Here is a 13,770-nt window from a genome sequence, read left to right as displayed (position 1 = left end):
GTGCTAGAAGCCTTTACACCTTAAACTGCTGCGTGATCCCTTCAAGATGCTTAGCCAACTGAGCAAGCTCACTACTCACGGATGCTAACCGACCTGAACTTTGTGCTGTTTCCTCAGTACGTTGATGAATTTCATCGACGTTGTGGCTAATCACCCCAGCAACATTTTGCTGCTCGCCGGTCGCATGGGCGATTTGGTCATTCATTTGCGTAATACGGCTGATGGTTTGCGTGATAACCGTCAAACTTGCACCGGCTTTATTCGCCGTTTCAACACTGCTCGTAGCTTGCTCGGTTCCTTTAGCCATAACACTAACGGCCGAACGGGATGCGTTTTGCAGTTGCTCAATCGTCTTCTGAATTTGCTCCGTTGATTGCTGGGTGCGAGAAGCAAGGGTTCGCACCTCATCGGCTACCACGGCAAATCCACGTCCATGTTCACCTGCCCGAGCGGCTTCAATTGCAGCATTGAGTGCCAACAAGTTGGTCTGCTCAGCAATTCCTTTGATCACGTCTAGCACAACACCAACCTGTTTAGAATCCGCCTCTAACTGCTTGATAACCTCGGCAGAACTGTCCACGTTGGCGGCCAACTCACGAATACTTTGCACCGTATGATTAACCACAGCTTGGCCATCATCAGCGGCGGAAGAGGCATCGCCTGCGGCATTCGCAGCTTCCGCTGCGCTTTCTGCTACCGCATTGACGCTGCGTGCCATGTCGTCTACTGCTGACTTGGCTTGATTGGCTGCACTTTGCTGAATATCGATAGTACGGTTGGTGTCATCGGTTAACTGATTTAAGTTTTGCGCTAACTGGGACAAGGGCAAAGACGCATTCACTATGTCTTTTACCACCCCTTGCAGCTTTTCCATAAACTGATTAAACCAATGTACCAGATCTCCTATTTCGTCTTGATTCCGGCTTTGAATACGTACGGTTAAGTCTCCGTCTTCTTGCGCGATATCTTTGAGTGAACTAACCACCTGATCTATGCTGCTGCGAATACCAGTCACAATGGGTACCGCGGTAGCAAATAACAAAACTATGGTTACACCCGCCATGATCGCCCCCACAGACAACATATTTTTTAGCGCTTCATTTGATTCGGTAATCGCTTGCTTAAAACCGTTCACACGAGCATCTCGGAAGGCACTCAGGGCAGACGTAGCATCGTCATAATTGTTATTCATTCTGGTAGATAAATCGCCGATTTTAGAAAAGTCAGCGGTATTGTTTACCATGGATTCAGACACCTTATAAGCTAGGTCGAAGTAGGCATTAAACGATTGGCGAATACGATTGGCTTCAGTACTCAGACTGGGCTCGATTGCGATAATTTTATCCAGCAATATTTTGGTTTCCGCGGCCTGCTGTTTCGCAGCGGCCAAGCCCTCCTCATCGCCGGTGGTCACCGCACTGCTAAGGATGTCTTTTACCTTTTCCATCTTAACCAGCGCGCTACTGGTGGCCTCTAGTGCTGGATATTGCACCTTTTCAGCATCTTCAAGCAATTCAATATTATTCATTGCTGTGTGAGTGGTGACCCATAAATAAACCAAAAAACCAATTGAGCCAATGATCGGAATCAAATACAGCTTTTGTGCAATCGACATTTTTGTTAGGAAACTCATTTAATTGGCCTTTAATTCCAAGGAATATTTTGGATTGTCATTGCAAGTGTAGTTAAAAAATGACGCTTAGCCGCGCAGACTCGGTTTATTCGGGCTAGCCATCGTAAGGTGTCACTTCAATGCCTTGCAGTGTATAACCGACCGTTGCTAAGTCACCTTGCCAAACTTGTGTGGCCAGAGTGCCAGTAACCCAGACCGCATCGTATATGTTATCTATCGGCACACCGGTAGAAAACTTCACATAAACAATTTGATTGGGTGGCGGGGGTGGAACATGGATACAGGCACCAAAATACGGAACCAACAAGAACTCAGTGGTGGTGTCACTACTGCCTTCTAGCGGTACCACAAAACCCGGGATTTTAACCAATTTACCATCCAGTTCATTCACCACAGGTGCATCTAAACTTTGCTGGATCATGCTGCCATCGTGGTTCACATCTTCTTGGGGAGCTATATAGTTTTTAGGGATCATATCTTCCCAAAATAACTCTTGCGGCTGTTGGCCCAAAGCGGCAAACGAACTTATTGCCAACAATAACACTACATACTTCATGAACGCTCCTTAACAGCTATCTCAACGGGCGAATTTGCCCAACGTAACATATTTACTCTCACTTCATTCCCATTCGTTGGCATCACAGGAATATTCAACGCCAGAATCAAAGAGCATACTGCAAACCCCGCCCCAATATAGAATACTGAAGAAGGTGAGGTTAACCATACGACCCCCAAGAATGCAGGGATCACCACGGCCGCAATATGATTAATGGTAAAACTGACCCCAGCTGTAGAGGCAATATCTTTATGATCCGCAATTTTTTGGAAATAGGTTTTAACCGCAATCGCCATTGCAAAAAACAAGTGATCGATAACGTACAGCCCAGCTGCTAGCTGACTATTCTCAACCCATGCATAACCACTAAATACCGCGATTAAACCCGAATATTCGATACACAAAGCACGGCGCTCACCAATTTTATGGATCCAGCGGCCTATTTTCGGGGCGAAAAATAAATTAAACACATAATTGAGCATATACAACAGGCTGATATCCCCCACTGAATAGCCAAACTTTTCCACCATCATAAATGAGGCGAAAACCATAAAAATTTGCCGCCTAGCGCCGCTAAAAAATACTAATCCGTAATAAAGCCAGTAACGCTTGCGCAAAAACATATGCTTATGCTGTACCGAAGATTGGGTAAATTTGTCAAATCCAAACCACAGGAAGATTACAACGACCAAACCAACACCGCCCGCCAACATGTACATGGCAGCGTAGGCTAGCCCTGCCCATTCCATCAATAGCCAAATAGCACCATAGGCGAGTAACGAGGCGAAGCTCTTCACGGCCAACTGCTGCCCCATAAAATGGGCGCTTTTATCCTTATCTAACCACTGTAAGGTGAGTGATTGATTGATCGTCTCGAAGTAATGAAACCCAATAGACATCAACACAGTAGTGCAATACAAGCCAAGCTCAAAAGGCAGCCATCCCGTGATGGCAACACCAATACACATCACCGCCAACGAGACTAACGCCAGGGTTTGTTCTTTTAATACCAACAACAAAAATACCGCGCTAAACGCCAAAAAACCGGGCACTTCGCGCAAGCTTTGCAGCATGCCTATTTGCGCTCCATCAAAGTGCGCTTTTTCTACCACAAAGTTATTCAATAGCGCATTCCACACCGAAAAAACCAAGGGCATAACAAAGGCCATAGCCAGTAAGAAAGATTGTGGATTAGCGCTAAAGGAACGATTGGATTTCATGGGATGTAGTCGGCTCAAAAGAGGCTTAGTGTCTCATAGACGTCACTGAGGACAAATAAAAAAGCCGACAGACAGTCGGCTTTCAGAGATAAACTCGCAGTTTGTAAAATAGGAGAATTAGCCTTCGTTATTGTAACGTTCTACGCTGCTTACAAGTTCAGCTTTAGCTGACTCTGCATTTTCCCAACCATCGATTTTTACCCATTTACCTGGCTCTAAATCTTTGTAATGTGAGAAAAAATGCTCAATTTGATTCAAGGTCAATTCATCGACTTGGTCAATATCCTTGATACCACGATAAATGGTCGATAATTTATCAACCGGCACCGCTAAAATTTTCGCATCCGTACCTGACTCATCGGTCATTTTCAATACACCAACAGGACGACATTTAATCACTGAACCCGCTAACAATGGGAACGGAGCCATGACCAATACGTCAGCAGGATCGCCATCTTCAGACAAGGTCTTGTTCACATACCCATAGTTAGTAGGGTAATGCATACACGTCGCCATAAAGCGGTCGACAAAGATAGCACCTGTGTCTTTATCCACTTCATATTTAACGGGATCTGAATGTGCAGGGATTTCAATGATTACATTAATTTCTTCTGGTAAGTTTTTACCAGCGGGAACATCGTTAAGACTCATAGACTTGACCTATAGATTGATGAAAATTGGCACGAATTATAGGGTGATCAACCGCAATATGAAACGCCACAAAGGCAATTAAGCACCGCTTTTACTCGTTATTCCGCAAAAACATGCAAAAAGTCTAAATAATTGCGACTGATCATTAACTTTCACTCAAGAACGTTATCCAGTGAACGGATTATTTTCAATATCACTGAGCATGGTGCGATAATCATGGGTTGCCAAAAATTGTGTAACATTTTTTATCGGTAATTGACTATCAGGATTACTCACCGCAAGTAAGTGAGCGATACCAAAATCTTTGGCTGACTGCAAAATAGGCATGCTGTCATCCACAAACAAAGTATGCTTAGAAACAAAACCAAGACGCTGTTGAAGCTTCTGCCATAACACCTGAGATTCCTTAGTTACACCAAATTCATGGGTCGAAATAAGCGTGTCGATATGACTATCAAGAGCGGTGTGCTCTATTTTCAATGACAAACTATCTGGGTGGGCGTTTGTCACTAAAATGACCTCTCGCCCAGATGCTTTAAGGGCATCCATGAATGGGATACTGTCATCACGCAGACTAATCAAGTGCTCGACCTCGCGTTTAGCTTGCATAATATCTAACTTCAATTTGTCAGCCCAGTAGTCCAAACAATACCAATCTATGGTGCCAAACACTTGGCGATATTCAGCCATCATATATTCTTTGCCTTGGGCTTCGCTTATCCCCTGAGCCCGGGCATATTTTCGCGGTAAATGCTCTAACCAAAAGTGACTATCGAAGTGTAAATCGAGCAGAGTACCGTCCATATCGAGTAAAACGGTTTTAATTTTGTTCCAAGGTAAGTCAGGCAAGTGGCATGTCCTTAAGTTAAGCGTTATATTCGTAGTTACAGTAGTTTACGCGTCATTGGTGCAATTAGTGAGGCTATGATAACGTGATAGGAAGATGATCAAAATAGACCCCAACAAACCACTCCCACAAATTCATCAACGACGTACCGTTGCCAAAAGCGGGTTATTTACCGTTGAACAAGTTGACCTTGAGTTTTCTAACGGCGAATTGCGCACTTTCGAGCGTATGGCTGGCGGCGGACGCGGCGCAGTGATGATAGTCCCTTTTATCAATGAACATGAATTCTTATTGGTCCGTGAATATGCCGCTGGAATGCATTCTTACCAACTGGGTTTCCCCAAAGGCCTGATCGATGCTGGTGAAGAATCAATTGAGGCAGCAAACCGTGAGCTAAAAGAAGAAGTGGGTTACGGTGCAAAGCAACTGCATTTTTTACACAATGTCAGTATGGCTCCAGCATTTTTTAACGCCCACATGGATATATTCATTGCCAAAGATCTCTATGAACAAACCTTACCCGGCGATGAACCCGAGCCGTTAGATGTCATTCCATGGTCGATACACGATCTTGATGCGCTACTTGCTCGGGATGACTTTATCGAAGCTCGCTGTATAACAGCGCTTTTTCTGGCCCAAAAGTGGTTAAAGGAACAATAATGCCCACCGACCAAATATCTGCGTTACTCGAAATAGCCAAAACTGCTGCTAAGGAAGCCGGTAAAGTTGTCATGGAAATCTATGAAAGTGGTGACTTTCAAAGCTATCAGAAAGAAGATGACTCCCCGGTGACATCTGCTGACTACAAGGCCAATGAAATTATCCTGGCGATCTTGCAGCGTGAAACACCGCATATTCCTATCATGTCGGAAGAGTCTGAAAACGGTGAATTAGCCCAACGCAAAGACTGGCATCGATACTGGCTGATTGACCCCATTGATGGCACACAAGAGTTTATCGCCAGAAGTGGTGATTTTGCGGTCAATATCGCCCTTGTTGAAAACAATCAACCTATCATAGGGGTGATTTATTGGCCTCCGGGGGAAACCTTGTATTTTGCCTCAAAAGGCAATGGCGCGTTTAAAGAAAGTCTGTCGGAGAGTAAACAGATTTTTGTGCGCAAATTTGATGACCTTGAGAATGATGCAGTCATGATCGCCATCAGCCGACGACAAGCTCGGGAAAAAGTCATGCAAAGTATGAGTAATCACCGCACGTACCAAACCTATCCGACCGGCAGTTGCTCGCTTAAATCGTGTTTTATTGCTGAGGGCAAAGCGGACGTCTTTTTACGGGTAGGTCTTACCGGAGAATGGGATACTGGGGCGTCCCAATGTATTGTAACGGAAGCCGGTGGCAGTATATTAGCCCACGATTTTTCGCCCCTGAGTTACAACCAACGCAACTCTGTGACCAACCCTGATTTTATCGTCATGGGCGATCAAAGCGTAAATTGGCAAACCATAGTGAAATACACCACAGGAGAGAACAAATGAAACTGATCAAGCATGCCAAGTTACTCAAATTAGCCGCACTGTCAGGCTTACTATTATGTGCAAATGCATCTGCCGATTGGCAACTGCTTAACAAAGACTCACAGTTAAATTTCATCTCGACTAAAAACGTCAATGTCAGCGAAATTCATCATTTTTCCCAGCTGAATGGCTCACTGACCAGTGCTGGGCAGTTAACGGTAGATATTGATTTGTCATCAGTAGAAACGGGCATTGATATTCGTAACACGCGCATGCGTGATAAATTATTTATGGTGGATAACTTCCCCAAAGCGACCTTAACAGCCAGCCTGCCCAAAGAGATGGTTAACTTTACTAAAGGCCAGTCTGGTACGTTTACTATTCCCGCCAAGCTGACACTCTTAGGACAAGAAAACGACGTGCAGGTAGCAGTGCAAGTAACCAAAACGGATCACAACCGCTTTGTGGCAACGAGTGTGAAACCTGTGCTCATAAGTGCCGGAGATTACGGCTTACAATCCGGCATCGACTGGTTACAAAATGTCGCTAAGTTGTCGAACATCAGCCCAACAGTTCCCGTTACCTTTAATCTAACCTTCATCGAATTAATGTAACTCGCGCAAAGACGTCTTTACTCCATTGCCTCATCGGTCAGCGAAAGCTGATCTTTGGGGATGATATTGACCGTTTCATGTAACTCCGAATACACCAGCAACGCCTCACCTGATAGCAACTGCCCCCGCACCTGCTCAACTTTATCCGCTAAACTGCAGTCAGCTTCACCATACTCAGTACCCTCACGTAGTACAAAGCCCTCAATCAAATTACTTAAAGCATCAGTGCTGATTTCGTTAATAGGTATGATCATAAATTATTGTGTCTCACGCTTTCTCGCGCAAAATCTCCTGGAAATACTGGTTAACACGCTCATGTGTCCAAATACGCGGCTGCCATGGTGTACCTTGCATAAAGCCAACGTGACCGCCTTTGTCGCTGAGTTCAAGACGCACCGCTGGCGATAGGTCATGGGCTTTTGGTAACACAGACTCGCTCATAAACGGATCATCTTTAGCGTGAATAATGAGGGTAGGCGCGGCAATACTGTGCATAAAATTAATCGCGCTACATTTTTCATAATAGTCATCAGCGCTAACAAAGCCATGTAGAGGAGCTGTTACGTGCTGATCAAAATCTTTAAAGCTCTTTATTTTTCGTGCTTTGACATCATCGATTTCTAGGTGGTCGGAATAATCTACCGTGCGCATTTTATCCACCAGATTATTCACCATACTTTTGAGCAAATAAGACTGATACATGCGCGACATGCCTTGATTAATACTCAACGAGCATTCAGCCAACTTAAAGGGGGGTGAAATAGCAATTGCCCCACGTAAAATGCTTTGTTGTGGCTTTTCACCTAATAGCTTTAGCAGCATGTTGGCGCCTAACGAAAAACCCATCGCCACCTTTGCTACATTTGGGTAGAGTTCGGCTAACCAATTTAGTAAGTACCATGCATCTTGAGTTTCACCTGAATGATACGCTCGGGGCAGGGTATTATGCTCACCACCGCAACCACGAAAGTGCATTAACACCACCACATAGCCCTGGGCAACCAGGTTGGCGGTCATGTCGTTTGCATAGTGGGATTTATTCGAACCTTCCAAACCGTGAAAGATAACCACCAAGCCTTTACTTTCCTTAATATTATTACGCTCACCGCTCCACGCTAAATTCACGAAGTCACTGTCAGGCAAGATCAAACGTTCTTTTTGCCAATGTACCTTTAAGCGACGCTGGAAGAAGCGCGGCCAAATCGTTTGAACATGCCGATTTTTAGCCCACCAAAGCGGCGAGAAAGCGCTTTTAATAATCTCGCCACATAGGTGATTTTCAGTAGCGGGTATCAATTGCTCTGGCGAGCAGGAAGAAGACGAAGGCTGAGGCATTGAGTAAAGTATGCATTCCAGTTTGCAAAGTGTCATTACCCTGAGTATACCAAGTACTTAGATATATGTAAGCAAGCTACTTTTACCCTTGTTCTGACTCATGTATGCAGAATACCAAACGAGTGTATTAGCCGTCAGGGTTAAAACAAAAAACGCCCCTTGCGGAGCGTTTATAGAGTGCTATCCACTTAGAAAATGTAGTTGACCGCAAAGCGCAATAAGCCGGAATCTAAGCTATCGTCAATATCACTGGTGTATGAGCTAATATCAGCCTTAAGGGCAATATTGGTGTCGTAGTCGTAACGTACGCCCAGTGTTAACACCTCATACTCGTCCGCCACGGCCTGTTGTAATCCCACCACAGCGGCGGTCGCCGCAGGTTGGAACGCCACTGGCAATGCAGCAACCTTGTCTAGGAAGCGGATCTCACCACGACCATCGAGTTTTTCATAAGTCACCGATGGCGTAAATGCGCCAAAGCGCAGGCCGGCCGTGATATAAAAGGCTTTATCTTCAGGAGAAAACGAATCCTCAGCATTAATAGAGGTAAATTCACCACTGATGAACCAGTCGTAGAAATCGGCTTCTAAACCGACACCTAAGAATAAACCGCTGTCATCACGAAGGTCTAAGTCGTTTGCCAGCTCAGGAGATATTTGCGCCAACGCATTGATGATATTGCTCACCGCATCCGCATCGATTGTTGTTTTACCACGTCCAGCAACCACTCGCGCTTTAAACCAGTCTTTTTGTACTTCTGCCGTGCCCACGATAACGTTTTTCCCTTCAACATCACCGAGATCGTTGTCACCACTGAAGGTACCGACCGCAAGTTGTAAGTTGTACTCCCAGTCGCCTGCATAGTTAGCATAATCAACACGCACACCATCTAGGTTATTAAAGGGCACAGCGTAAACTGCCCGAGGGGTATTCACCCAATGATAGGAGTAACCAACATCCCGAGATGCCGAGTATTTGAATAAGGGCAGGCGTAAACGCCCCGCAGAAATACTCACATGATCAGTCGCGTTAAAGGTAAAGTATGCCCATTCAAATTCGGCGTCATAATCGTCTTCACCACGGGCGATGATTTGGCCGGTCGCCGTCATTTTATCGTTAATGTCAGCACTAACTTGTAAAGCAAACGAGCTTTCTGACTTAAACGAGAATGAATCATCATAACCATACAATGCATCGTCGCTGCTGGTGATCCCGCCCACTAAATTAGCGAATCCATTGATTCTGACTTCCGCATTGGTTGCCGCTGCGAAACCCAAAGATGTTAGCAATACCACTGTTTTGCTGAAATTGTTCATTATCGAATCCTTAACTAATTTAGTGCAATTGCTTTAACTGAAGCGGTAACTGAACCACTGTCCACGTAACCAATCGCATCTGGATTAGCCGCTACCATAGCGATAACTTCGGCGTCATCAGCCACTTCCTTTGGTGGTATACCTTTTCCGGTAAAAACCAGCTTGGACCAATAAGCAGACACCTGGGCAGAATTTCTGCCAAGGGTGTCATTATCAAAGCTATTACGGCTAGCAGTACCCGCAGCCTGATTGATTGGAATGGCTTCTTTGCCAGTAGAAAATTTCTTCTCTTTGCCTAGAAAAATTCGTTGGGTAGATTTGGCATCAATGCTAGCGCTATTAGATGGATGCACGATAACAACAACCTCAGCAAAAACTGAAGTACTGCCTAACAAAAATGCGGCTGTTAGCGCAATTTTTTTAACTGTGTGTTTCAACATGGTGTGTCCGGTAAGTGATGTTTACGAAGGTAAATTTTCGGAGCGCGTACGGTATAGATTTTGTAACAAATATCCAGCCCTAAGCCGTATCACTGGGCACACCTAGGTATATTATTTAATCCCTTATGATCATTATCTTTAGCAAAAAACTGCATCGTAAAAAGATAATTAAATGACACGTGAAATTCAAATATCACTGACTATCAGTAAGTTGCAATCTTGATTTCACCCGCGAATTTGCAATAAGCAGGTGTACAACAAGCGCTTTGAGGAAACACAGAAAACGTCGAATGCCAGTAAGAAAAGTGAAAAATTTTGCGCTGTTTTGTTATGCCTAACAGGTAACCCGAAATAGGCATAACAAATTTCCCGTAAATTAAACGGTGAGAGTGACCTTATTTAAACCTTTAGGCGTGTCAGGATCACAGCCCAACTGCAGTGAAATATCCGCAATATCTAGATAGAAACGCTGCATTAATACTAAGGCGGCAATGCGCGGATGTAATCTGTTAGGAAATTGTCTCAGTGTCACCACACCCGCTCCGCGCTGAACTAGATCATCGACTTGTTGTTGATGAGCCTCAAAGGACTCATCCCTTAACATAAGGCTTAATACCTGTAACGGCTTTTGCGCTAAGGCAACTGGGCCATGCACGAATTCAGCACTGCTAAACGCTTCGGCTTGTATGGCGCACACTTCTTTAAGTTTTAAGGCTATCTCTTTGGCAATCGCATAGCCAAAACCGCGCCCCAACACGATACACTTGTCCGTATCTCTAAACATTGACACCTTGAGCTGCGCTGGCCCATCAACGGCCTCGGCCAGAGCTTGAGGTATATTTTCAACTCCTGCGATTAATCCTGCATCATCTTTGCAGTAAGCCACCAATTGCAATAATGCACTCAAACACGCTAGATAACTTTTGGTCGCAGCAACCGCGATCTCTTGCCCAACACGCAAAGGCAATAGCTCATCAACCAATGCCGCCAGCGGGGAGCTTTCATCATTAACCAAGCCTACGCACAAGGCGCCCGCATCTTTTGCCATCTGCATATGTTGCACTATGTCTGGACTGCGTCCTGACTGCGAAATACCAATCACCAAGGCATTGCTCAGCTTGAGTTGCTTATGAAAAATAGTCACCACAGAAGGCGCAGCAGCAACCACTGGTATGCCTAATTCAATTTCAATCAGGTACTTGGCAAAGACACCCGCATGGTCCGAAGACCCCCTTGCTACTATGTATACGACGCTTGGATTAAACTGGCGTATTTTATCAGCAAGACGCTGACAAATAACTTTATTCAGCTTGAGTTGCTCTGCGAGTAACGCAGGCGCAGACGCGGCTTCGGTTGCCATAATACTGGTCATCGACTTCTCCAAAAAAGTGGTCTTTGAGAAAGAAAGGAAGGTGGCACGGATGGCCACCTTAAAAGTATAGCCTGGGGGTTAGAAAGTGAAGACTAGCTCACCGCCCTGCATCACATCGTTATGGCTAATTGTATTCATATTTACCGGCTTGCCGTTTAGTGTCGCCTGCTTGACATAACCATCTGAGGTTTCGCCTGATAACACGCTTTTTACTGTAAACGTTTTATTCTTCGGAAGTTGAATATCCACTTGCTCAAATTGAGGCGTGCCTAATACGTATTGGCCATCGGCCGGATTTAAAGGATAAAATCCCAAGGCACTAAACACGTACCAAGCTGACATCTGGCCTACATCATCATTACCCGAAAGCCCATCAGGATCATCCCGGTACATGGTGTCGCGAATTTCTTTGATACGTTGTTCGCCTTTCCATTTTTGCGATGTCAGTGAGTACATATAAGGCACATGATGCACAGGCTCATTTCCATGAGCATATTGGCCAATCAAACCAGATATATCAGGAGATACGTCACCTTCCATAAATGAATCTGTGCTAAACAAGGTATCTAATTTTTCCAAGAATGGTGCTTCGCCACCAAATAACGCCATTAATCCATTAACATCATGGGGCACAAACCAAGTGTACTGCCATGCGTTAGCTTCGGTGTAATCAGTGGTTCGATGATCCACGTGCGTTGGGCTGAAGTTTTGCACCCAATCGCCGGTTTTAGTTTTACCGCGCATAAAGCCTGTTTGTTTATCAAAAAGTGTTTTAAACGACTGTGCTCGCTGGCTGAAATACTGATAATCTTTTTCTTTGTTCAGCGCCTTTGCTAGACGGGCAATCGCCCAGTCGTCAAACGCGTATTCGAGGGTCTTTGATACCGCCTCAACCTCTAAATCTGACGGTACGTAGCCATATTTAGCAAACAAATCGATACCGAAGCGCTCTTGCATAGCTGAGGCTTTTAATGCTTGAAAAAGCTGTTCAGGCGCAACCTTGGTCAAGCCTTTAAAGTATGCGTCAACAATGACAGGAACGGCGTGATAACCGATCATTACGTCGGTTTCGTTAGCCATCAGATCCCATGAGGGTAATAAGCCTGTTTCGTCGTAAAAAGCCATCATGGAGCTCACCATATCGTTCACCCGCTCGCCATTTGAAATGGTTAACAAGGGGTGTAACGCACGGAATGTGTCCCACAATGAAAATAACGAGTAACGCTTAAACTCTTGGCTATTATGGGCACTGCCATCGGCTCCAAAATAGCTACCATCTATATCGTTGAACGTTTGTGGTGCTAAAAATGAATGATATAAAGCCGTGTAGAACTTACGCTTCGCCTGCTCATCATTATCCGTTACCTTAAATTTAGCCAATTGAACAGCCCACAGTTGTTGGGCTTTTTGTTTGATGTTATCAAAGTCGAAATGAGGTACTTCAGCCGCTAAATTCTGTTTAGCACCATCAATACTCACGTAGGACAACGCTACTTTAGCAACTAAGGGTTGATTGGCGATATCACCGAAATTTAATACCACTTCACTCTTTTCAGTATTAATAAAAGGGCCAGCTTGGGGCTCTCCTTCCCGATAAAACTGATAGCTGAAAGGCTGATTAAACTGGGCAATAAAATAGGTAGGCTGAAAGTCTGACCAACCGGTAGATATGCGATACCCCACTAGAGTATGGTCATCTAACACGCGCATAAACGTGGCAACAGATTTATCAAAATTCTGGGCATAGCCCAAATCGATTAATACCTTAGCATCGTCATGGCCTGAAAACGTATAGCGATGCACACCGCTGCGCTCGGTAGCCGTTAATTCAGCTTCAACTTGCTCATCAGGTAACGAAACCTGATAAAAACCAGGAGACGCCGACTCGTTCTCGTGTGAGTACTCACTGACAATTCGACCTAAGTCATTATCTGCTCGCTGGTTATATTCACCACGAAACGGCATGACCAATACATCGAGTAGATCACCTACACCCGTGCCTGACAAATGGGTATGACTAAAACCTAATAACTGGTTATCGCTGTAGTTATAACCTGAAGTCCAATCCCAACCTTTAGATGGGTTATCTGGGCTAAGTTGCACCATACCAAAAGGCACAACGGCCCCCGGGAAGGTATGCCCGTGTCCACCCGTGCCAATGAAAGGGTCCACATAACCCAATGTTTGAATATCAAACGAGCTAACAACCGGCTCAAGATTGTTATCGTCAACCGTACTGGTAGCACAACTTGTTAGTCCACCAAATGCGCATACAGAGAATGCGCCTGCTAAAATATGTTTTTTCATACTA

At 44.9% G+C, this 13,770-nt stretch carries 14 protein-coding genes; 3 read left to right on the top strand and 11 right to left on the bottom strand.

Translation table 11 applies throughout. From position 1 onward, the window contains the following. Positions 1 to 13 precede the first annotated feature (13 nt). From GPLA_RS20100 to yrfG, 5 genes are all read right to left on the bottom strand, one after another. Positions 14 to 1,633 carry a methyl-accepting chemotaxis protein gene (locus tag GPLA_RS20100; RefSeq protein WP_007106846.1) on the bottom strand — a complete coding sequence of 540 codons (1,620 nt, stop codon included), beginning with the start codon at positions 1,631 to 1,633 and terminating at the stop codon, positions 14 to 16. Positions 1,634 to 1,727: 94 nt separating this feature from the next. Next, positions 1,728 to 2,189: a DUF3299 domain-containing protein gene (locus GPLA_RS20095; RefSeq protein WP_007106845.1), complete on the bottom strand. Its 462-nt coding sequence runs from the start codon at positions 2,187 to 2,189 to the stop codon at positions 1,728 to 1,730. After that, positions 2,186 to 3,409 (bottom strand): MFS transporter, encoded by a 1,224-nt coding sequence (locus GPLA_RS20090; protein ID WP_007106844.1) that lies wholly within the window; start codon positions 3,407 to 3,409, stop codon positions 2,186 to 2,188. Before GPLA_RS20090 ends, GPLA_RS20095 begins: the two co-directional genes overlap by 4 nt. 117 nt (positions 3,410 to 3,526) lie before the next feature. Continuing rightward, positions 3,527 to 4,060 carry an inorganic diphosphatase gene (gene ppa / locus GPLA_RS20085; RefSeq protein ID WP_007106843.1) on the bottom strand — a complete coding sequence of 178 codons (534 nt, stop codon included), beginning with the start codon at positions 4,058 to 4,060 and terminating at the stop codon, positions 3,527 to 3,529. A 165-nt stretch (positions 4,061 to 4,225) separates the two neighbouring features. Continuing rightward, complete coding sequence (gene yrfG, locus GPLA_RS20080) at positions 4,226 to 4,909, bottom strand: GMP/IMP nucleotidase (protein WP_007106842.1); 684 nt, start codon at positions 4,907 to 4,909, stop codon at positions 4,226 to 4,228. Between the two features lie 94 nt (positions 4,910 to 5,003). Here yrfG and nudE point away from each other — a divergent pair, with 94 nt between their 5' ends. From nudE to GPLA_RS20065, 3 genes are read left to right on the top strand one after another with little or no spacing between them, the layout of a single operon-like run. Further along, the gene (gene nudE / locus GPLA_RS20075; protein WP_007106841.1) at positions 5,004 to 5,567 is read left to right on the top strand and encodes an ADP compounds hydrolase NudE; all 564 of its coding nucleotides are present in this window, start codon (positions 5,004 to 5,006) and stop codon (positions 5,565 to 5,567) included. Further along, positions 5,567 to 6,403: a 3'(2'),5'-bisphosphate nucleotidase CysQ gene (gene cysQ / locus GPLA_RS20070; RefSeq protein WP_007106840.1), complete on the top strand. Its 837-nt coding sequence runs from the start codon at positions 5,567 to 5,569 to the stop codon at positions 6,401 to 6,403. The genes nudE and cysQ overlap by 1 nt, the downstream gene beginning before the upstream one ends. After that, positions 6,400 to 6,996 (top strand): YceI family protein, encoded by a 597-nt coding sequence (locus GPLA_RS20065; RefSeq protein ID WP_007106839.1) that lies wholly within the window; start codon positions 6,400 to 6,402, stop codon positions 6,994 to 6,996. The genes cysQ and GPLA_RS20065 overlap by 4 nt, the downstream gene beginning before the upstream one ends. A 17-nt stretch (positions 6,997 to 7,013) precedes the next feature. Here the strand turns inward: GPLA_RS20065 and GPLA_RS20060 are convergent, their stop codons facing one another. The 6 genes from GPLA_RS20060 to GPLA_RS20035 form a co-directional block, all read right to left on the bottom strand. Beyond that, positions 7,014 to 7,250, bottom strand: a complete 237-nt coding sequence (locus GPLA_RS20060) for a YheU family protein (protein ID WP_007106838.1) — start codon at positions 7,248 to 7,250, stop codon at positions 7,014 to 7,016. A 13-nt stretch (positions 7,251 to 7,263) separates the two neighbouring features. Further along, complete coding sequence (locus GPLA_RS20055; RefSeq protein WP_007106837.1) at positions 7,264 to 8,331, bottom strand: hydrolase; 1,068 nt, start codon at positions 8,329 to 8,331, stop codon at positions 7,264 to 7,266. A gap of 188 nt (positions 8,332 to 8,519) precedes the next feature. Then, positions 8,520 to 9,647 carry a hypothetical protein gene (locus tag GPLA_RS20050; protein WP_007106836.1) on the bottom strand — a complete coding sequence of 376 codons (1,128 nt, stop codon included), beginning with the start codon at positions 9,645 to 9,647 and terminating at the stop codon, positions 8,520 to 8,522. Positions 9,648 to 9,661: 14 nt separating this feature from the next. After that, positions 9,662 to 10,087 carry a type 2 periplasmic-binding domain-containing protein gene (locus GPLA_RS20045; RefSeq protein WP_007106835.1) on the bottom strand — a complete coding sequence of 142 codons (426 nt, stop codon included), beginning with the start codon at positions 10,085 to 10,087 and terminating at the stop codon, positions 9,662 to 9,664. A gap of 376 nt (positions 10,088 to 10,463) precedes the next feature. Next, on the bottom strand, positions 10,464 to 11,459 hold the full coding sequence (gene nagB-II / locus GPLA_RS20040) for a glucosamine-6-phosphate deaminase NagB-II (RefSeq protein ID WP_007106834.1): 996 nt from the start codon (positions 11,457 to 11,459) through the stop codon (positions 10,464 to 10,466). 78 nt (positions 11,460 to 11,537) lie between these two features. Beyond that, positions 11,538 to 13,766 carry a GH92 family glycosyl hydrolase gene (locus GPLA_RS20035; RefSeq protein WP_007106833.1) on the bottom strand — a complete coding sequence of 743 codons (2,229 nt, stop codon included), beginning with the start codon at positions 13,764 to 13,766 and terminating at the stop codon, positions 11,538 to 11,540. Positions 13,767 to 13,770: the final 4 nt, after the last annotated feature.

Source organism: Paraglaciecola polaris LMG 21857, from assembly GCF_000315055.1.
GTDB lineage: Bacteria > Pseudomonadota > Gammaproteobacteria > Enterobacterales > Alteromonadaceae > Paraglaciecola > Paraglaciecola polaris.
The sequence above is the reverse complement of the archived record's forward strand: the minus strand, read 5'-3'. Positions and strand labels throughout refer to the sequence as shown.